Source organism: Paenibacillus xylanexedens (assembly GCF_007680605.1).
Lineage (GTDB): Bacteria > Bacillota > Bacilli > Paenibacillales > Paenibacillaceae > Paenibacillus > Paenibacillus xylanexedens_B.
The window spans coordinates 1962340-1981343 of sequence record NZ_VEIO01000001.1; the positions used below are offsets into that span (position 1 = coordinate 1962340).

The window sequence follows — 19004 nt, forward strand, 5'->3', positions numbered from 1 at the left end:
CTTTTCTTCAACTTCCCCGGTATGTGCTATATCCCCCCGGTGCTATCAACAAAGGGATATGATAATGGCTTTTTGTGTCTCTTACGGCAAAACGAATAGGGACTTCGGTCCATAATACATGTGACATATCCGTTTGAACTTGTTGTGCAAAATAGGGTTTAACATCAAAAAGCAGTTCATATTCGCCTACTTCCAGCTTTCCTTCATCAAGTAAGGGTGCATCCAAACGTCCATCCGAATTGGTCAACGACTCGGCTACCTTCAGGGCATTCCACTCGTTTCCTGACCATTTTATAAAATAGAGTTCAATCCTCACTCCTGCAGCAGGAGCACCCTTGGATGTATCCAGTACATGTGTAGTAATTCGGCCAGCATTCGCTTGCATCAGGCATTCACCTTCGATCTCTATGTTTATCCTCTTTCCTCAGATCACGTTGCACGCTTGGTCATCCATTGCTGCAACCGGATTGTGGCAATTTTAAATACTTCATTCAATGCCGTTACGAATTCTTCTTGCTCGCTCCTCTGTAGCCGTTGTCTCATGGAATCAAGAATGGATTCCTTTGTATGGCCCTTCACCGCTAAAATAAACGGAAAGCCAAATTGCCTTGTATACCCCTCATTCAACTGCTTAAGCTCGTTATAATGTGCCGGTGTTAATGAATCCAGGCCAGCGCCTGCCTGCTCCTGAACGGAGCTGGTACTCATGCTGATGCGAGCACCCAAATCTGGATGCTTGCGGAGCAGTTCCAGCTTATCTTCATTCTCCGAGTCAAGAACTTGTTTGGTCATGACCTGCATCATCTCTTCCCAAGAACCGAAGGGCCGAAGCCCGGCAGAACGTTCTGCAATCCACGCAGATTCTTCAAACAGAGAGCCAAATTCCTTGATGAACTGTTGATCAGACCAGCCGTTAACGAGATGTATAAGATCATCCATGTCATAACCCCCGGTCTCTATTTAATTAATTGTTCCTCATTCTATTCACTGTTTTAGAATACAGCAACATTATTTACGTCTTTTTGTGATATAACATAACATCAAACAAGTGGATTGTTATCCGCGCACGGAATTTATCTCTAGATGCTGGCTATCTATGTTAATAAACCGCACTCACCGATGAAGGCAGTGCGGTTTTATTAGATTTTGATATAACTCATGATTAACCCCTTGAGCATCACTTACATATCACTTACATCACGAGCATCAGCGGCACTCTAACCATGCAAGCGTTAGGGATTACATACGAACTCTTGCAGGCGCTTTATCTCGCACGAATTTACGGAAGGTAAAGACCAGCTTTAATTTGAGCAGATCATTCGTCTTTTTGAAATCCATTTGCAGCAGACTGCCGATCTTCTCCATACGATAAGTTACCGTGTTGCGATGCACATATAGCTGTTTGGCTGCTTCATTAATTAAGCCATCATTTTCAATAAAAGACTCCAGGGTGCTCATAAGTACCTGATTGGGATCACCGTCTCTGGCAAGTAATGGTTCAAGCACTTTATTACAATAATTCTCCATAATTTGTTCCGGCACGTGTTGGAAAACATACGCAAATTCCAACATCTCAAATTGCAGTGCACGATCCTTCATGCCAAGCCTCTGAGCCAGCTGACGTGTATCCAGACACTCATGGTATGCTTCACGCAGTGAGGTCGGCTCATGCTTCATTTTGCTTATCCAAAAACGAGGCCCCGGTGCACCTTTGGCTTCTTGAGCTGTGAACACATCCCCGAATCGATTCAGGAGAAAGGCGGACAACTCCTCACCATAATCACGCCCGGTCGGACAACTGTAGATGGACAGTATTCCTTCACTCATCTGAAAATGCTGGGAAGCCGTAAATTGCATGAGCGGATTGTACTGCAACTCACGATGAATCTGTTTGAGAAGTTTCCCCTCAGCGAAGACGTTAGGTTCAAGGGTGGTTAGCACACACTGATACGTTTCTCGAAAAAGGTGTACTCCTTTATTTTCGCTCAAAGTTATGAGCTCCTGCATTGTCAATTTCTGATCCATATATTGGCTCAGCAGCGTCCGCATTTCATCCTGAACCGTTGGGTTGATATGCTCGCGGTAGGTCATATCCATGTAAAAGGCGAGCACATCCGCCGCTTGCTGAAACAGTTCCTCCTCCGCTCGCAGAGACAAGGCAGAATCCGTGTACACCAGTAGGAAACCAAACTCCTCATCTTTTTGTTTGATCGGCACTCGATGGCAACTTCCCTGGTTCCATTTCACCCGGTGCATGACTGATTTCCAGGGCCAGCCTTGCGTGACCGCCTGGTCCGACATGACGTCATCGTTCGCATAGAGTACGTGCCCTCGCGAGCCGATGACGGCAACCGGATAGTTGAGGATCGTTGACATTTCAGCAAACACATTGCGATGTTGCTGCTGTTGTAAGGCAAACTGCATGAGTTTCTTTTGTTTCTGTACAACTTCATGCAATAGCCGATGACTGCGTTCATGTTCCGCTTTAAACAAGGCGTTCATCTGGTCAGAGAAAGTGAATTGAAACGGAAGCTCCAGAAGTGGCATCCGAAGTCGATCGGCCTCCTCAACGATGCCTTCTGGAATCGATTCCCAGAATCGTCCCAGCTTGATGCCGATTCCCGCACATCCACGTTCGTTCAGACGCTGCATTAATCGAAGCGCGTCTGTCTCACTGTCTTTGATCATAAAAGCAGTCGTAAACAACATTTCTCCAGATTTGATCCAATCTGCAATGTCAGGAGCGTCCATGACGTTGACTGATTTCATCATCCGTGAAGTCCCTTCCCGACCCGCAATCAATTTCGCTTCGGACAGCGGGTATACCTGTAATGCTTCTTTAACGGTAAGCTGCATGGACATGACCTCCCATATATTTAACGTAACTGTGTAAACGAATAGTTTAAAATGGCCTTTTAACTCCTTAACTACATAGATTTAGGGATGAGGAATTGAAAATCTTCAATTATTTGTTAAGTATTATAACATCATTTTTCAAAAAGAAGCTTACATGAGAAAAAAAATAAACCTATGCCCTCCTGACACAACATCAACATGCTGTCATTAGACATAGGTTCTACATATTTTTAATTAGCGTTTTATGCTCAGACATGGAGTCAAGCAAAGCCGATCGTTCAAATCTCCATCTTTTCTTGACTCATCCATAATTTCATGCGGGATAACACGTCTTTGATATTCAACGGTTTACTGAGATAGTCCGTGGCTCCGGCAGCGATACATTTCTCCCGATCTTCTTTCATCGCTTTTGCCGTGAGTGCAATGATGGGAATCTGAGTCAAACCGAGATGCTCTCTGATCCGGCGGGTGGTTTCATATCCATCAAGTTCCGGCATCATGATATCCATAAGAATAACATCCGGCTGAAGTCCTCCTTGCTCTAACATCTCGAGACATTCCGTTCCATTCTGAGCAGAGATCACCTTCATACCGTACTGCTCCAATGCATTCGCTAGCGCATATACGTTACGGATATCATCATCCACGACAAGAATCTGCCGCCCTCTAAATAACGATTCCTCCAGTGGAGTTAGCAAAATTTCCATTCCCTTCCTTTCCGACTCCATCTGAGGTGATGAAGGGAGGATACGTTCTTCTGCTATAGCACCGGCTGCCTCATAAACAAACAGTCTAGAACCTTGCTCCTCCTGCGAAACCTCTTGACCTTTTCTATAGAGCGGGAGAAACAGCGTGAACACACTGCCTTGGCCCAATCGGCTCGTTGCCGAAATTGAACCGCCAAGTAATGAAGCGAGCGATTGAGAGATGGACAGCCCTAGTCCCGTACCGCCATATTTACGCGCCGTTGCTCCATCAGCCTGTTTAAATGCCTCAAAGATCTGGAGCAGTTTATCCTCCGCAATACCAATTCCCGTATCACTAACGGAAAAAGCAATAACTTCGGTTTCCTGATCGGCGTGTTCCGGGTCAGTCAGACGCACCTGAGAAATGGTCAGCGCCACTTCCCCTTCGCTGGTGAACTTAAACGCATTCGAGAGCAGGTTTCTAAGAATCTGATGCATCCGCATTTCATCGGTTTCAATCGTAGTCGGAAGCGGACTTTGCAACTGAATACGAAAATCGATTTTTTTCTGTTCAGCTGTTTTCAAGAAATACTGATTCATCACTTCAGGCAACGTGTCGAGGTAAACATCATCAAATTCTACTTCCATCTGTCCAGCCTCAACCTTCGACAGATCGAGAATATCGTTAATCAGGTTAAGTAAGTCTTTACCTGATCTGTGAATAACGGCTGCATAGTTCTGCTCCTCACCGCTCAAATGATGATGTTTGTTTTCCGCCAATATCTCGGACAGAATCAACATGCTATTTAGTGGAGTTCGTAACTCATGCGACATATTCGCCAGAAATTCGGATTTATATCCCGAACTGATTCGTAGCTGATCCGCAGTTACTGCAAGCTCTTGAGCTGTATTTTCTGCTGCACCTTTCTGATTCTCCAAGCGTTCATTCAGCATAAACAACTCTTCCGTCTGCATCTGCAATTCTTCTGTCTGAGACTGCATCTCTTCGGTTTGGAGCTGCAGTTTCTCCGATTGTGCTTGTAACTCTTCGTTCAGGACCTGTGATTCATCGTAAAGATGCTGGAGTTCCATCCGGGTGACAGTAGAATGAAGTGAAACACCAAAGATTACTGCCAATTCTTTGATCAAATCTAGGGACTTCTCCGACATAGGCGTCATTGAAGCAAGTTCCACTACAGCAATGGTCTTTCCTTCAAACAGGATAGGAACCACGGTGAGCGAATTTGCCGATGTATGACCCAGCCCGGAAGCTATACGAATGTAATTCTGGGGCAAATCATTCATTCGTAGCACCCTTTGCTCAATCGCACTTTGACCAACCAGCCCCTCACCTGGGGCGAGTGATATTTTGCCAAGAGAACGTTCCTTCTCACCATCTCCAGCATATGCTGCCACGCGTAACAACCTGTTGTCTTTCCAGTGATACAGCACACTGTATGGAATCTCCAGCATCACTGCAAGCTCACTAAGGAACAAGCGGGACAACCCCTCCACTGTAGTCGGATTTTGCAAAAGGGTAGCTACGCCCGTAAGTTGATCCTTGACGCGATTTTGCTCCTGTACTTCATCTAACAGTTTATTGGTTTCATGACCAAGATCAGCCACTTCATCCTTTGTTCGTACACGAATACGTTGCTTCAAGTTGCCGCCTTTGGAAATATCGCTGATCGTTTGCTTCACCTCTTGAAGCGTTCTCACGATGTTGCCAGAAACAATAAAGGCTGCGGCAATGGACAACGCTGCAATCAGACCCCACAGAGTGTACATGATGGTCAGCAAAGTCGAGCTTCGCTCTGCCAAGTCTGTCACCCTTGCTTCTGTCAGCAAAATTTCGGTGTTGCGGAAGGTAGCAAGCTGGGACCGAAGCAGATCAATTTCCGTTTTCCCCGGATCGGACTGAAAAAAAGCGAGAACCTTATCCTGATCCCCTTCTTTCTTGAGCTGAACAGATCGTTCACCGGCAATCTCAATCCAGCGGTTGATATGGGATTTAATATTTTGCAAGCTTTGTTGCTGTGCCGGATTATCACTGATCAGGGCAAATAACTGATCATAATTCGAATTCCATTCGGAAAGGCCCTGATCATAAGGCTCAAGATAACTTTCCTTACCGGTAAGCATAAAACCTCGCTGTCCTGTTTCCATATCCAATACGTTTTTCTCAATCGCGTTGGTCAGATTATGTACATCCAGATCATGATGACTAATAAAATCATTTTCCTTCTGCAACACATCGATTTGGGCCGAAAGAATCAGTAGTACTACACCAAATAAGAGCACAACCACAAGATAGCCCAATACAATTTTGGAGCGTATCGTAAATCTTCTCGTTTTAGACAACGTGGAACCCTCCAAATATAGACGAATGCTGAATCATTGCATGAAATCTGTTGCATTAGTATTTTATATGTATAGATATCAGCTGACAAGCAAAATATGTGATTACATAAGAAAAACGACCTGCTTTGCAGGCCGCTTTTACGGGACTTTATTCATAGACATTTAGAATTGACACTTATAGGAGTTTAAAATCAGTTTAGGCCTTTGGTGCAATCATTTTAGCCGGGTCTACATATTGATCGAATTGTTCCTCTGTAAGAAGTCCGGTTTGTAACGCCGCTTCCTTCAGGGACAAACCTTCTTTATGAGCAAGCTTTGCAATTTTAGCTGCATTCTCATATCCAATATGAGGATTGAGTGCAGTTACCAGCATAAGCGAGTTATCCAGATTGTGTTTGATCTGATCCAGGTTCGGCTCAATACCCACTGCACACTTGTCATTAAATGCAACAATAGAGTCAGCAAGCAACTGTACAGACTGCAGGAAATTATAGATGATGACAGGCTTGAATACGTTCAGTTCAAAATTACCTTGGCTCGCCGCGAATCCAATCGCCGCATCGTTACCCATCACTTGTGTCACAACCATCGTGATCGCTTCGCTCTGTGTCGGGTTCACTTTACCTGGCATAATCGAGCTGCCCGGCTCGTTCTCAGGGATACGAATCTCACCGAGACCGCTACGCGGACCGCTTGCAAGCCAGCGTACGTCATTGGCGATTTTCATCATATCTGCTGCAAGCGCTTTTACTGCACCGTGAGCATACACCACTTCATCATGGCTGGTCAGAGCGTGGAATTTGTTCGGTGCAGATACGAAATCTTTACCTGTATGTTTACCAATCTCCTTGGCTGTTAGATCACCGAAGTCAGGATGCGCGTTAATTCCGGTTCCTACAGCCGTACCCCCAATCGCAAGCTCCTTCATGTACTCTACGCTTTCGCGGATCATACGTTCACTCTTACCGAGCATAGCTTCCCAGCCGCTAATCTCTTGGCCAAGCGTAATTGGCGTAGCATCCTGAAGGTGAGTACGTCCAATTTTGATGATATCCTTAAACGCTTCCACTTTTTCCGCAAAAGTCGCTTTCAACACCGCAATTGCTGGCAACAACTGATCTTCCACCGCAAGAACGCCCGCGACATGCAGCGCTGTTGGGAAGGTGTCGTTGGAGCTTTGCGACATATTAACATCATCATTCGGATGCAGGCGCTCTTCTTTACCTTTTTGCTCCAGCAGTTGATTACCCAAGTTAGCAATGACTTCATTCACGTTCATGTTGGATTGAGTACCGCTACCCGTCTGCCATACAACCAGTGGGAAGTGATCATCAATACGTCCTGCAATAATCTCGTCAGCCGCATAAGCAATCGCATCTGCTTTCGCCGCTGATAATTTGCCTAATTTATGATTACTGGCCGCAGCACTTTTTTTCAAAATGGCCAGAGCACGCACCAATTCCATCGGCATATGCTCGCGTCCAATCGGGAAATTTTCCTTGCTGCGCTGCGTCTGAGCGCCCCACAGCCTGTCGGCTGGTACTTTCATTTCGCCTAACGTATCTCTCTCAATGCGGTATTCCACTTGCTTGTCCTCCTCCAAAATGTTGGTCTGGGTCTCTACAAAGCTTGTGTATCTCGTCATATTATACATGATTTACGAACAGGTTTTCACCTTTTCGACAAAATTGTAAGCGTAGCGCAAAACGAATAGGTCGGAAGCGAGTTCAATCTATCCGGTTTTATTTTTGAGCAGCAATCGGATACAAACGGCTGGTTTGTTCATACAGTTCACCTGGCTGTAATCCAACGAGACCACTCTCTTCTGGGGAAACCCCTTCCACATTCGGGGCATTAACCAGATTCATCTGTGGTTCCGGACAGAAAAATTCATTGCAGGCATTGTTGTTCCAGATCATCCAATGTTTATAGGACGTGCCTACATCGTACACCAGTTTGTCTCCTGTGCGATGATCTGTCAGTTCCATGTAATTGCGGCCATTTTGCGGCTCAGCAGTATAGTGGTTATCCATCGCTGCAAAAAACGGATTAACTCCGCCCTGTTTAAGTTGTTCTTCCTCCGTTGTAAGCGGTTGAAATTGTCCTGTCGGCAACGAACGCTCGTTTAATTCACGGCGCTGGCCAATCGTCACTTTGGCTGTATAATCCGAAGACTGGCTATCCGGTGCAAAAGGAACTTTGATTGCTGTATGGAAAGCAAACAGGTTCGGCATATATTCTGAGCCCGTATTGTTCACGATTAACTGCTGCTGCAGACCATGACTGCTCAATGAATAACGAAGCGTTACACTGAAGGTAAACGGCAGATATTTGTAAAAAGCATGGCCTTCTCCGATGTTTTGGCTGAGCGTAACATAGCTCTCCAGATCGTTAGAGCCGAATCCCTCAACCGTCCACGGCGCATCATGCAAAAATCCGTGCAAATGGTTGCCTGTTGCAGGTTCGTTAATCGGCAGTTGATAGACTTTGCCATTCCATGGGAAACGTCCGTCTTCATACCGGTTTGGCGGAGATAGAATCGGAATACCATATACGGCAGGCGCCGCCATAAATTCATCCATCTGATCCTGATCCGGCTCGCGCAGGTAGCTGTATCCTTTTTCCGTATCCCGAAAAGCTACCAGGTTCGCGCCAACGCTCGGAATAACCGCTGCTTCAAATGAACCAAAGCGCAGCCATACCGCGGGAATGCCGCCAAATTGTTCTTCGAACGCTGTATTCTGTTGTGTCATCGTTATATGTACCTCCTGCATACTAAGGTTATATTATACGGCTCGACTATATCATGATTGCGCATAAAAGAACAATCTGAGATCGAGAACAAATTAAACATGCGAGCGCAAAAGAGCGCAAAACAAAAGACAGCTGTTCGATCAGCTGCCTTGATCACTCATTGTTAGACTTTGTTGAGCTTTATCGTTTTCCAAGTCACCCACGAGTGAGTGTCTATGTTGTCTCATTCTACATACTTGCCCTGTTTGGGTACCGTATCTTCTTCAAAATGCATGTCGAGATCTCTTAGCGATTCACGTAACATCTCTCCGCTTAACATATGTCCATGCCCAGTCACAACCGTTCTCGGCTCCAGTTGCCTGATACGCTGAACCGATTCATGTGCTTCCTCCCAATCCGTTGTAAAATACGCCGGAGGGCCGTGTAACTGTTTGTCCTGAAGCAGAACACTCCAGAGCGATTCCTGTTTGACCGAGACAATCGCATCACCCGCAATCAGTAATCGATCTGCTTCGCGGAACAAGGATATATGCCCCGGTGTATGACCTGGCGTATGAATCCAGTTCCAATCCTTTGCGCCGGGCACCGTATGATCTTGGGGTAGACTGAATACCCGATCATCCAGATTAATCGCTTCGTTTGGATACGTAAATGACAACTGCGCCATAAGGCCCCCACCCACGGAAGGGTCTGCAGGAGGATAATTTTTCAAACCTGTGAGATAGGGTATCTCTGACGGATGAGCGTATACCGGCACTCCCCAGAATTGCTCCAGTTCAATTACCGTTCCCACATGATCAAAATGACCATGCGTTAAAATAATGGCAGACGGCGGACCTTGAAAACGCTCGGTTGCCACATCAACAATGTGATTCGTGAATTTTGACATTCCTGTGTCCACGAGGACCCAGCTCCTGCTTCCCGGTTTTCCAATGAACACGACATTCACAAAAAGGGTACGCAAGCTCAAAATATCAGGAGCAATTTCCTCAATGCTGGTCATTCCTGATGTAATCAGATTGTCAGATGCCATTCACGATTACCTCCCATCAGGCGAATTGTCTCTCTGGTTTAGTTCATCTCGTAGACTTCCCTTTTCTGGAACATCTATTCGGAATCTCAAAAATAAAAATAGACGGCACGAGCCCTCCTCAGGGCACACACCGTCTAGTATAGTCAGGTAACTCGGACAATAGAACAAGAACATTTACTTTACGTTAAGCGGGGTATGCATCCAAGGCTGCATCAAGCAATTGATTGTACAAATCATCGTCATTTTCAAGCAACTCGTCCATTTTTAGCAACTCTTCTTCGTCACCCGATTGTTCCGTGAAGTGCAGGCTATAGTCCCAATCCTTGCCGTTCTTGCTCATAAACGTAATTTCATATACGGATTTATCACCATCTGTCTTGAACACCGTGCTTCCTACGAAACTTTTTTCATCCTCACGACGCATTTCTGCGCGAATAATTTCAATACTCACTTTTATACTCTCCTTTAATCTCTCGTTTAAAGCCTCACTTCAATAAATCTTCGATTCAAGCGTCCAAAAAACTCTCTTTTGGTGCTTTTCTCCAACTTTCTGGCAAAGCTGTTTGGTAATTATTATTGGTTAATTGTACAATATATATCGTAGCAACGTATACATTATTCAATGAAGGCCCTATGCTGAATCCTCACAAACTTCAAAGAGGACTATAATAGACCGCCAGCTACGATATTCATATCACATTGGAGGAAAAAATAGCATGAACAATTTTGAATCGAATCTGCAACAATATGCTGAACTGGCTGTCAAAGTAGGTGTCAATGTCCACCCTGGACAAACATTAGTCGTAAATGCGCCAATCACGGCAGCTCATTTTGTACGATTGATCGTTAAAGCTGCCTACAACACGGGTGCAAAACTGGTCAAAGTCAACTGGAGTGACGAAACCGTTACCCGTCTTCATTATGATCTAGCGCCGGATGAAGCGTTCTCCATTGAGCCTAAATGGTTTGCAGGTGAAATGACGGAGCTTGTTGAAGAAGGTGCGGCAATCCTGCACGTTATCGCGGAAAATCCGGATCTGCTAAACGGAGTTGCACAGGATCGCATCGTAACGAGTCAGAAAGTGCGCGGCAAAGCGCTGGAGAAATATCGTGCCTATCAAATGGCTGATAAATTCAGCTGGTCGATCGTTGCTGTCCCTTCCCCTGAATGGGCCGCTAAAGTATTCCCGGATCTGCCTGAAGCGCAGCAAGTAGACCGTCTATGGGATGTTATTTTTAAAACGGTACGAATCGGTGAAAAGGATGCTGTCGCAGAATGGAAAACTCACCTGCAAAACCTTGACTCCCGCGCTGATCTGCTGAACAGCAAAAAATATAAAAAACTTCACTACACCGCGCCGGGTACAGACCTGACGATTGAGCTTCCCGAAGGTCATATCTGGGTATCCGGAGGCAGTGTAAACGAGCAAGGACATGTATTTATTGCCAATATGCCTACAGAGGAAGTCTTCACGGCTCCGCTGAAAACCGGTGTAAACGGTACCGTCCGCAGTACGAAACCACTCAGTTACGGTGGCAATCTGATTGACGGCTTCTCTCTCACATTTGAGAATGGACGCATTGTTGACTACACTGCTGAGCAAGGTCTGGACGCGCTGAAAAACCTGGTCGAAATGGATGAAGGCGCACATTATCTAGGCGAGGTTGCCCTTGTTCCACATCAATCTCCAATTTCGGACACGAACATTCTGTTCTACAATACATTGTTTGATGAAAATGCATCCAATCACTTGGCAATCGGTAATGCCTACGCTTTCTGTCTGGAAGGCGGCAAAACGATGTCCAAGGAAGAGCTGATCGAACATGGCATGAACTCCAGTCTGACTCACGTTGATTTCATGATTGGTTCAGGTGAGATGAACATCAACGGCGTAACTTCCGAAGGTGCAGAAGAACCGATCTTCGTGAACGGCAACTGGGCATTCTAATTTGCTCCATGCATAAGAGAGGAGATTTCTCCTCTCTTTTCTGTGTCTGAATTGTACTTACATTTGAGGATAATGGAGGGGAATACAATGTTAAGTTTTGAACAAAAGCTGGATCGATACGCTGCACTCGCCGTCAAAGTCGGGGCAAACGTGCAGCCGGGGCAGATTTTTGTCATCAATGCCATGATTGATGCAGCACCACTTGTGCAACTACTGGTACGCAAAGGATATGAGGCCGGGGCCAAACAAGTTATCGTGAAATACTCCGATGAAACGGTCAACCGTCTTCGCTTTGAAATGGCTCCGGAGGTGTCCTTCGAGGAGCTTCCAAAGTGGCATGCGGCAGAGATGGAGGAACTTGCTGAGAATAATGCCGTTTTTCTGACGATTTTATCTTCCAGCCCTGATCTGATGAAAGGCATTGATCCGGCTAGAATCTCGGCGAACCAGCGCTCCTTTGGTCAGGCGATGGCTAAGTATCGTCAGTATCTGCAAGCTGATAAAATGAGCTGGACTGGCATTGTTTGCCCTTCACCGGATTGGGCGGCCAAGGTATTCCCTGATCTCCCGCAAGCAGAACAGATGAATCAGCTCTGGGATGCGATATTTGCCGCAGTACGCGCAGACGTTGAAGATCCGATTGCTGCGTGGGAACAACATATTGAACGACTGGAGTCTCGAGCCGTCGCGCTCAATAACAAAAAGTACCATGCACTACATTACATCTCCCCGGGAACGGATCTTACGATAGAGCTCCCTGAAGGACATATTTGGGCGCAGGCTGGTAGCGTAAACGAACAAGGTACCCCTTTTGTAGCCAATATTCCTACGGAAGAAGTGTACACCGCTCCAGCGAAATACGGTGTGAACGGCACAGTGGCGAGTACCAAACCACTAAGTTACGGCGGTAGCATTATTGACCGTTTTACCCTCACATTTGAGAAGGGACGGATTGTGGACTTTCATGCAGAGGAAGGTCAGGAAACGTTGGAACGTCTCATCTCCATGGATGAAGGTTCTCATTACCTCGGTGAAGTTGCGCTTGTACCTTTCCACTCTCCGATCTCGGAAAGCGGAATTCTGTATTACACAACGCTGTATGATGAGAACGCATCTTGCCATCTGGCAATTGGCAGTTCGTACGCTTCCAATATCGAAGGAGGCAAAACCATGTCTCCCGAAGAGCTTGCGGAACGCGGTATGAACTCCAGTATCACTCATGTAGATTTCATGATGGGTTCTTCGGAGACTGACATCTACGGCATTACAGCGAGTGGTGACCGTGAACCGATTTTCCTGAAAGGAAATTGGGCCTTTTAAAAAAGAAACTTTATGTAACCACGATTTCATATCTATAACTATCGTTGCGGTGAACACTTTAAATTGTACAGGCGATTTTGCTGCCATGGATTCCATGGTATGCATAATCGTCTGTTTTTTCTTTTTCAGCAAACGTCAAACAGGGTCGGAACTCCCTCTTTTCCGGACTGTAATCAGGTCTATCGGACATTGTAACGTTTCCATAATCTGTTGTAAAATGTAATGATACCAATGTTTGTGGACTGTTGACCAGAAAGGAGAACACTATGGCCAATCGGCTCCAGCTTTTACTTGCATCCGATTTTCATCAATTAGGACCTGTACTTCAGGAAGAAGTCTATTATGAATACTATAATATGGTGTATGGATTAATCGTATATATCATCAAGGAACGTGCAGCGGCAGAAGATATTATTCAGGAAGCTTTTATTAAAATCATTAAAAACAAACCCCTCTTCGAAGACGAGGTTAAACTTAGAGCCTGGCTCAAAGTAGTCACCCGGAATACCGCAATAAATTATTTGAGAAAAAATAAAAATAACCGTAACCAACTCGACGCAGACAGTGTCTTTATAGATATAGAGACGATGAATCAAACCGCTGTTTCGGTTGAAAACATAGTCGAGACTCAGATGATGCAAGAATCCATCGAGCGTTACCTCTCTCAGCTGAAGCCGGAATATCGCGTTCTGGTTGAGTTACGGTGGAAAGAAGGCTTTTCTTATCGGGAAATTGCTGAATTGTTGAGCACCACAGAAGACATTGTGAAACAGCGATTATTCCGGGCAAGAGGTAGTATCAAGAAGAAACTACATAAGGAATGGGGTGGAAGCATTGAGCAAAGGCAAGCTAGATAAGCTTGAACAACCATTCGAATCAGGTCTGGAAGATGAATACTTTGATGCAGCGTTTGAGCAGGCGTTTGATGAAGCTTTCCAGCAAGCTGCCTCCGCCCCCTCTGCCGCCCGTACAGAATCGATGCAGCAATCCTGGCAAAAGGTACATAAAGAGATCGAAAGAATTGGCGCACGTAAACGTAAAATACGCACCTTCAAGCTATCGGGCATCGTGGCAGCTTCTGTGACCATTGGAGCTGTTATTTTCAGTCTGCCCTCGGGAACACAAGCCGTATCTCCTATTGTTCAATCGATCAAGGATTGGAGTAATGGCATGAAATCGATTATGGTTGAGGATAAGTCTGTAAATCTGAGTCCCGATCCCTCAACCGCCAAAACACCGCCACCACCTGACCTTGAATCGAGCACAATTATCCATGATGAAGCGGAAGACATTCCTGCCTTTGAACTCAACAAACATGTTTTCCGCCCCGTTGCGGTTACGGAAAAGATCGCTCGTGATGGATTTATCGGTGAATTTATTATATCCAAAGCCATTCCTGCCCGTTTTGACAAGATAAAATATGAACTCGTACTGGATACAGAGAATCCCGTCAATCCTGACAACTATTACGAGTCCGATATGATGAGGGTGAAATACTCCATCCAGGGTAAAAGTGATACAGACGAGCTTATCCAGTTCGATTATGAATACGTTAAGCCAGGGCAGTCTCTTGAGAAAACATCACTGCAGAAGAGCACTGTTGTGAAGCTTGCAGATGATAGTGAAGCACTCATGTATGTTGGACCACCCTTCAATTCTATTCAGTGGATGACAGGTTCTCTAAGTATGAGTCTGTTTGGAACCGTGACTGAAGAGGAGATGCTTGCAATCGCCAACGATTTCCTGGAGCAAAATTCTCCTGCCAAATCAAAATAAATTAAAACAATACACTAGGCGATGTATGTGTAGACTGATCCGATGTCATCCCATCATGAGCAGTATGAACACTAGTGACACGATAATAATAACCGGATGTGACCTCCCAATCCGAATTGGATCGAAGAAGATTCGTTTGGGTCTGTGTCGAGGAGCTGCCTCCGAACGTTACCCAAGCTGTTCCTGTCCATCGCTCCAATCGATAATTCACAGACAAGGTTTTCATGTCTTTGAATGTTCTAGTCGCTGTTTTTACGATGGCATGAAGTCCGTCTCCGCGTGTTAATGTACAAGTCGCCTGATAGATATGTACGGGTTTGGCAGCCCTTGATTGGAGGAAATACTCCTGAGGTTCGAGTGGCGGCGGAGCGGTTCGAGCTCCCGATGTCACGTTGATGATCGGACTTGCAACTGCGGACGGATCGGCAGACAGGATAAGAAAAACTGGCGCAGTCAAAGCCAGAACCAGACTTACTTTCAAGATTGGCGTACGGCATATTTGTCTACCTCGTCTAAGAATATTATGCATCTTCATTCCTCCTCAGCTCTGTTTTGATTTTTGGTGTAATCTATTAAACGGACGGAATGGATAACTGGTTTCAAAAAAATAAGGACGCCCGATGGTTCAATCGGTAGCGTCCTTTAAACATTTTCCAGATAAATAAAATCGTGAAACCTAAAATAATCCATCTCGTATGATGAAGAATAGGCTTCATTCGGGAATCTAAATCTACTTTATGCAAACAGCAACATCATTTTCTGATTATCTGATTCGAACAATTTGTTTATGCTCAATAGCATATACCTCATCAGCTACGTTCTCGACTAAACGAGTATCATGCGAGATGAAAACAATTGTGCCTGCATAACTTTTCATCAAATGCTCTAGTGCCTCCATTGCAGGAATATCAAGAAAATTACTCGGTTCATCCATAAGCAAAATATTGTATCGGCCAAGTAACACTTTCGCCAGCTGCAACTTCATGATCTCGCCGCCGCTTAATACAGCTAGCCGCTTGCGTATATCATGCTGAGAAAATTCGAGAGATGCTAATACAGCTCGAATCTCAGGCACCTGATAGTCACAGTTCTCCTGCATGAATTCCATGACGACCTGATGGCGGTCAAGTGTGTATGCATGTTGTGCAAGATAACCGATCTCTACCTTAGGAGATATGGTGATGCCCTGTTCACGGTTTAAAATCATGTTAAGCAACGTAGTTTTCCCTGCACCGTTCGCACCTGTCAGCGCGATCTTGCCCCCAAGCGGGAATTGAAAAGAAGCGTTTTCCAAAATGACAGTATCACCAAATCTTTTATTCATCTCTTTTCCTATAATCGGAAATGGATTGTGAAGTCCTGATGCATGACTCTGACGAAAGTGAATCGTACGATGCATCTCCGGTGCTTGGACATCACCTAACGCTTCAATCCGTTGTTCCAGATTTTTGGCGGCTTGATGAAGTTTCTTTTGTTTACTCCCCACAGATTTCTGATGGGCAAGTCTGCCACCTTGATCAGAGCTATTTTTCCTTGCGGCCCCTTTCTCTTTCTGATCGATTTTCCGAGCCTGATTCTTTTTTTCAGACATTGCTTTTTCCAGTCGTCCTCGTTCATTGACATATTGCTGATACTGGATTTCCTGTTTTTTCTGGTTTTCTTTCTTCTGCGCCAAGTAATCGGAATATCCACCCCAATACTCGGTAATTTTCCCATCCTTCAGTTCCCAAATTTTATCAACCACCTGATCAAGAAAATACCGATCATGACTGATAACCAGCAACGCTCCCGTATAAAAAGAGAGCTGATGAATCAGGAAATGGATTGCCTCTGAATCGAGATGGCTCGTGGGTTCATCCGCAAAAATACCGTGCACTGACTCAGACAAAGCCTTAGCAATTTTCAGCCGTGTTTCCTGCCCGCCACTCATTTGATCAGCATCTACACCGTTTATCCCAAGCTTACCCGTTAATGCATAATCCATCTCCCCCTGATCTCCGGCCTGCTCCATCTGCGGAATATAAGAAAAACTGCCGTTCCTCAGCACTTTCCCACAAGATTCGGGAATCTCACCCAGTAATACTTTTAACAATGTGCTCTTGCCCGCCCCATTAGCGCCAACCAAGCCGATCCGGTCATATTCATAAAGCTCCAGTTGTTCAATATCTAGTACTTCACGGCCCGAATATTCCACTACAATCTCTTTTGCTTTAATTAACAAACTCATTATAGGTTCCTCCTCAAAAATCGCAGTTTTTACGCTCGCAGGATGACCTGCGATTTTTGAAGGGGATTATATAAAGAAATACCAATGCATATATCTCATGAGGTCTTCCCTCCTTTCTATGTCAGGTATTAAGGATGTAATAAAAAATGCAGATCCAAGCCCACTGTGGACTTAAATCTGCATTACTCACGTGTAGAAGACACCTCGAATCAGCATAGCACAAATAAGCTACCCTATTCGAAACCTATGTCTTTCCATACGTAAAATAAGCAAATCAAAAAAGCCCATGATTGTGGAAAAATCCGCTTTTTTGACCTGCTTATCGAAGACGCATGGAATGAATCATGGGAACGAGCCTCCTCTTCTTTTATTAAATTGAATATTACCATGAGGTTCTTCCAGCGTCAACCAGCCAAGAAACTTGTTAGGGAGCAATCAAAAAAGCCGCTAAATAGTAGCGGCTTACATGTAAGGAGCCTTTTAAGAACTTTTAAGAAACGTCGGTATACTCAAAATCTTGAATTTCATGCTCACTGAGAAGCTAAGCTCCTTCTTCTTCAACCAGCATTTCAAGCTTCATCACATGTACACGCGAGATTCGCTTGTGTTCCGTCTCCTCGATAATAAACAAATACCCATCATATTCAACGGATTGCCCAATTTCAGGCGGAATCGCATCCACTCTGGAATATAACCAGCCGCCAATCGTATCGTAATCCGTTCGATCCATCTCAATGCCGAATCGTTCACTAACTTCTTCAATCAGCATTAATCCGTCAATCGAGTATTCCATTTCATTCACTTGTTCTATGGTTGGACGCTCCTGATCAAATTCATCCTGAATCTCACCAACAATCTCTTCCATGATATCTTCAAGCGTGACCATACCGGATGTTCCCCCGTATTCGTCGATCAGAACAGCAATTTGTGTTTTGCTACGCTGCATACGCTTGAGCAGATCACTAATTAACGTCGTATCGGGCACAGCCAGAATCGGACGAATCACGGATATGGTGTCTGTTAACTGTGAACGCATCAGATCCTTAATGTGAATAAAGCCGATAATATGGTCCTTGTCTCCGTTATATACCGGATACCGGGTACGCATGCTTTCGCTCGCAATCTCCATATTTTCGAGCATGGACTGATTGGCGTTCAGACAGATCATTTCCGTCCGCGGAATCATGATTTCACGGGCGGTTGTATCCGTAAAATCAAATATATTATCAACAAGTGCTAATTCAGTGTTATCAATTAAACCGCTCTTATTGCTTTCTTTCATGAGAATGCGTATTTCATCTTCACTATGCGCTTCATCCAGTTCTGAAGCAGGTGCCATCCGAAACAGTCTGAGCAAAGCATTAGCCATGCCGTTCAGTACCCAGATAAACGGATACATCAATTTGTAAAAGAACGTCAGCAGTGCCGCAGACCACAGTGTAATGGCCTCTGACTTTCGGATTGCCATCGTTTTGGGAGCCAGTTCACCCAGGACAATATGCAAAATCGTAATAATGACAAACGCAATGACAATCGAGATGCCATGCACATATACAGGACCCAGTCCAAATGCCGTAAATACAGGCTCCAGCAGTCGTGCAATGACGGGCTCTCCCAGCCATCCGAGTCCAAGTGAAGCTAACGTAATACCTAGCTGGCAAGCCGATAAATACGCGTCCATATTACGTATAATGTTTGACGCATATTTCGCATTGCGATTACCCGCTTCTACTAAAGCCTCAATTCGGCTGCTCCGCACCTTGACCATTGCAAATTCTGCCGAGACAAAGAAACCATTCATTAATACCAGTAAACCAATTAAAATCAAACTCATAATACTCGGTAAGGGGTCACTCAAATGTTCTTCCTATTCGCCGTGATCGTTCGGCAAATAGGTCCACCTCCTTCGAAAATGTAGGATATTAGCCATTCTGCCGTTCATATGCAATTTCAACTTCCCAATGCTTCCACCTCCTGCTGTTTACGCCATAATAACATGGATATACTTCTTTTATTATATAATTCTACACTACACAGTCAAT

Annotated in this window: 15 protein-coding genes; 4 read left to right on the forward strand and 11 right to left on the reverse strand. The window is 45.0% G+C overall.

What is annotated here, in order from left to right:
* Window positions 1-7 precede the first annotated feature (7 nt).
* The 8 genes from uraH to FS818_RS08625 all read right to left on the reverse strand — a co-directional run bounded on the left by uraH (window position 8) and on the right by FS818_RS08625 (window position 10141).
* The gene (gene uraH / locus FS818_RS08590; protein WP_145331389.1) at window positions 8-385 is read right to left on the reverse strand and encodes a hydroxyisourate hydrolase; all 378 of its coding nucleotides are present in this window, start codon (window positions 383-385) and stop codon (window positions 8-10) included.
* 44 nt (window positions 386-429) lie between these two features.
* Window positions 430-939 carry a 2-oxo-4-hydroxy-4-carboxy-5-ureidoimidazoline decarboxylase gene (uraD, locus tag FS818_RS08595; protein ID WP_145331391.1) on the reverse strand — a complete coding sequence of 170 codons (510 nt, stop codon included), beginning with the start codon at window positions 937-939 and terminating at the stop codon, window positions 430-432.
* A gap of 300 nt (window positions 940-1239) precedes the next feature.
* Window positions 1240-2856 carry a PucR family transcriptional regulator gene (locus FS818_RS08600; RefSeq protein ID WP_145331393.1) on the reverse strand — a complete coding sequence of 539 codons (1617 nt, stop codon included), beginning with the start codon at window positions 2854-2856 and terminating at the stop codon, window positions 1240-1242.
* A 278-nt stretch (window positions 2857-3134) separates the two neighbouring features.
* A complete protein-coding gene (locus FS818_RS08605; protein ID WP_260989813.1) occupies window positions 3135-5903 on the reverse strand; it encodes a CHASE3 domain-containing protein in 2769 nt (922 codons plus the stop codon).
* A gap of 196 nt (window positions 5904-6099) precedes the next feature.
* The gene (gene fumC, locus FS818_RS08610) at window positions 6100-7488 is read right to left on the reverse strand and encodes a class II fumarate hydratase (RefSeq protein WP_090924818.1); all 1389 of its coding nucleotides are present in this window, start codon (window positions 7486-7488) and stop codon (window positions 6100-6102) included.
* Window positions 7489-7645: 157 nt separating this feature from the next.
* Window positions 7646-8656, reverse strand: coding sequence for an aldose 1-epimerase (locus tag FS818_RS08615; protein WP_145331397.1), 1011 nt, complete (start codon window positions 8654-8656; stop codon window positions 7646-7648).
* A 224-nt stretch (window positions 8657-8880) separates the two neighbouring features.
* Window positions 8881-9690, reverse strand: coding sequence for an MBL fold metallo-hydrolase (locus tag FS818_RS08620; RefSeq protein WP_145331399.1), 810 nt, complete (start codon window positions 9688-9690; stop codon window positions 8881-8883).
* Window positions 9691-9874: 184 nt separating this feature from the next.
* Entirely contained in the window at window positions 9875-10141 is a 267-nt protein-coding gene (locus FS818_RS08625; protein ID WP_253494269.1) for a hypothetical protein, read from the reverse strand.
* A gap of 265 nt (window positions 10142-10406) precedes the next feature.
* On the opposite strand from FS818_RS08625, the gene FS818_RS08630 reads away from it, so the two are divergent.
* From FS818_RS08630 to FS818_RS08645, 4 genes are all read left to right on the forward strand, one after another.
* Window positions 10407-11639 (forward strand): aminopeptidase, encoded by a 1233-nt coding sequence (locus FS818_RS08630; RefSeq protein ID WP_145331401.1) that lies wholly within the window; start codon window positions 10407-10409, stop codon window positions 11637-11639.
* A gap of 87 nt (window positions 11640-11726) precedes the next feature.
* Window positions 11727-12959 carry an aminopeptidase gene (locus FS818_RS08635; RefSeq protein WP_145331403.1) on the forward strand — a complete coding sequence of 411 codons (1233 nt, stop codon included), beginning with the start codon at window positions 11727-11729 and terminating at the stop codon, window positions 12957-12959.
* A gap of 266 nt (window positions 12960-13225) precedes the next feature.
* Window positions 13226-13816, forward strand: coding sequence for an RNA polymerase sigma factor (locus FS818_RS08640; RefSeq protein WP_145331405.1), 591 nt, complete (start codon window positions 13226-13228; stop codon window positions 13814-13816).
* Entirely contained in the window at window positions 13794-14735 is a 942-nt protein-coding gene (locus FS818_RS08645) for a hypothetical protein (RefSeq protein ID WP_145331407.1), read from the forward strand. Before FS818_RS08640 ends, FS818_RS08645 begins: the two co-directional genes overlap by 23 nt.
* A 1-nt stretch (window position 14736) precedes the next feature.
* Here the strand turns inward: FS818_RS08645 and FS818_RS08650 are convergent, their stop codons facing one another.
* From FS818_RS08650 to FS818_RS08660, 3 genes are all read right to left on the reverse strand, one after another.
* The gene (locus FS818_RS08650) at window positions 14737-15264 is read right to left on the reverse strand and encodes a hypothetical protein (RefSeq protein WP_145331409.1); all 528 of its coding nucleotides are present in this window, start codon (window positions 15262-15264) and stop codon (window positions 14737-14739) included.
* A gap of 234 nt (window positions 15265-15498) precedes the next feature.
* Entirely contained in the window at window positions 15499-16962 is a 1464-nt protein-coding gene (locus FS818_RS08655; RefSeq protein ID WP_145331411.1) for an Msr family ABC-F type ribosomal protection protein, read from the reverse strand.
* Window positions 16963-17503: 541 nt separating this feature from the next.
* Window positions 17504-18796, reverse strand: coding sequence for a hemolysin family protein (locus FS818_RS08660; RefSeq protein ID WP_145332817.1), 1293 nt, complete (start codon window positions 18794-18796; stop codon window positions 17504-17506).
* Window positions 18797-19004 lie beyond the last annotated feature (208 nt).

What these genes read in the sequence shown, in the direction of transcription:
- uraH (WP_145331389.1), bottom strand. Translation starts at nt 385, where the DNA reads ATGCAAGCGAATGCTGGCCGAATTACTACACATGTACTGGATACATCC.
- uraD (WP_145331391.1), bottom strand. Translation starts at nt 939, where the DNA reads ATGGATGATCTTATACATCTCGTTAACGGCTGGTCTGATCAACAGTTC.
- FS818_RS08600 (WP_145331393.1), bottom strand. Translation starts at nt 2,856, where the DNA reads ATGCAGCTTACCGTTAAAGAAGCATTACAGGTATACCCGCTGTCCGAA.
- FS818_RS08615 (WP_145331397.1), bottom strand. Translation starts at nt 8,656, where the DNA reads ATGACACAACAGAATACAGCGTTCGAAGAACAATTTGGCGGCATTCCC.
- FS818_RS08620 (WP_145331399.1), bottom strand. Translation starts at nt 9,690, where the DNA reads ATGGCATCTGACAATCTGATTACATCAGGAATGACCAGCATTGAGGAA.
- FS818_RS08630 (WP_145331401.1), top strand. Translation starts at nt 10,407, where the DNA reads ATGAACAATTTTGAATCGAATCTGCAACAATATGCTGAACTGGCTGTC.
- FS818_RS08635 (WP_145331403.1), top strand. Translation starts at nt 11,727, where the DNA reads ATGTTAAGTTTTGAACAAAAGCTGGATCGATACGCTGCACTCGCCGTC.
- FS818_RS08640 (WP_145331405.1), top strand. Translation starts at nt 13,226, where the DNA reads ATGGCCAATCGGCTCCAGCTTTTACTTGCATCCGATTTTCATCAATTA.
- FS818_RS08650 (WP_145331409.1), bottom strand. Translation starts at nt 15,264, where the DNA reads ATGCATAATATTCTTAGACGAGGTAGACAAATATGCCGTACGCCAATC.
- FS818_RS08655 (WP_145331411.1), bottom strand. Translation starts at nt 16,962, where the DNA reads ATGAGTTTGTTAATTAAAGCAAAAGAGATTGTAGTGGAATATTCGGGC.
- FS818_RS08660 (WP_145332817.1), bottom strand. Translation starts at nt 18,796, where the DNA reads ATGAGTTTGATTTTAATTGGTTTACTGGTATTAATGAATGGTTTCTTT.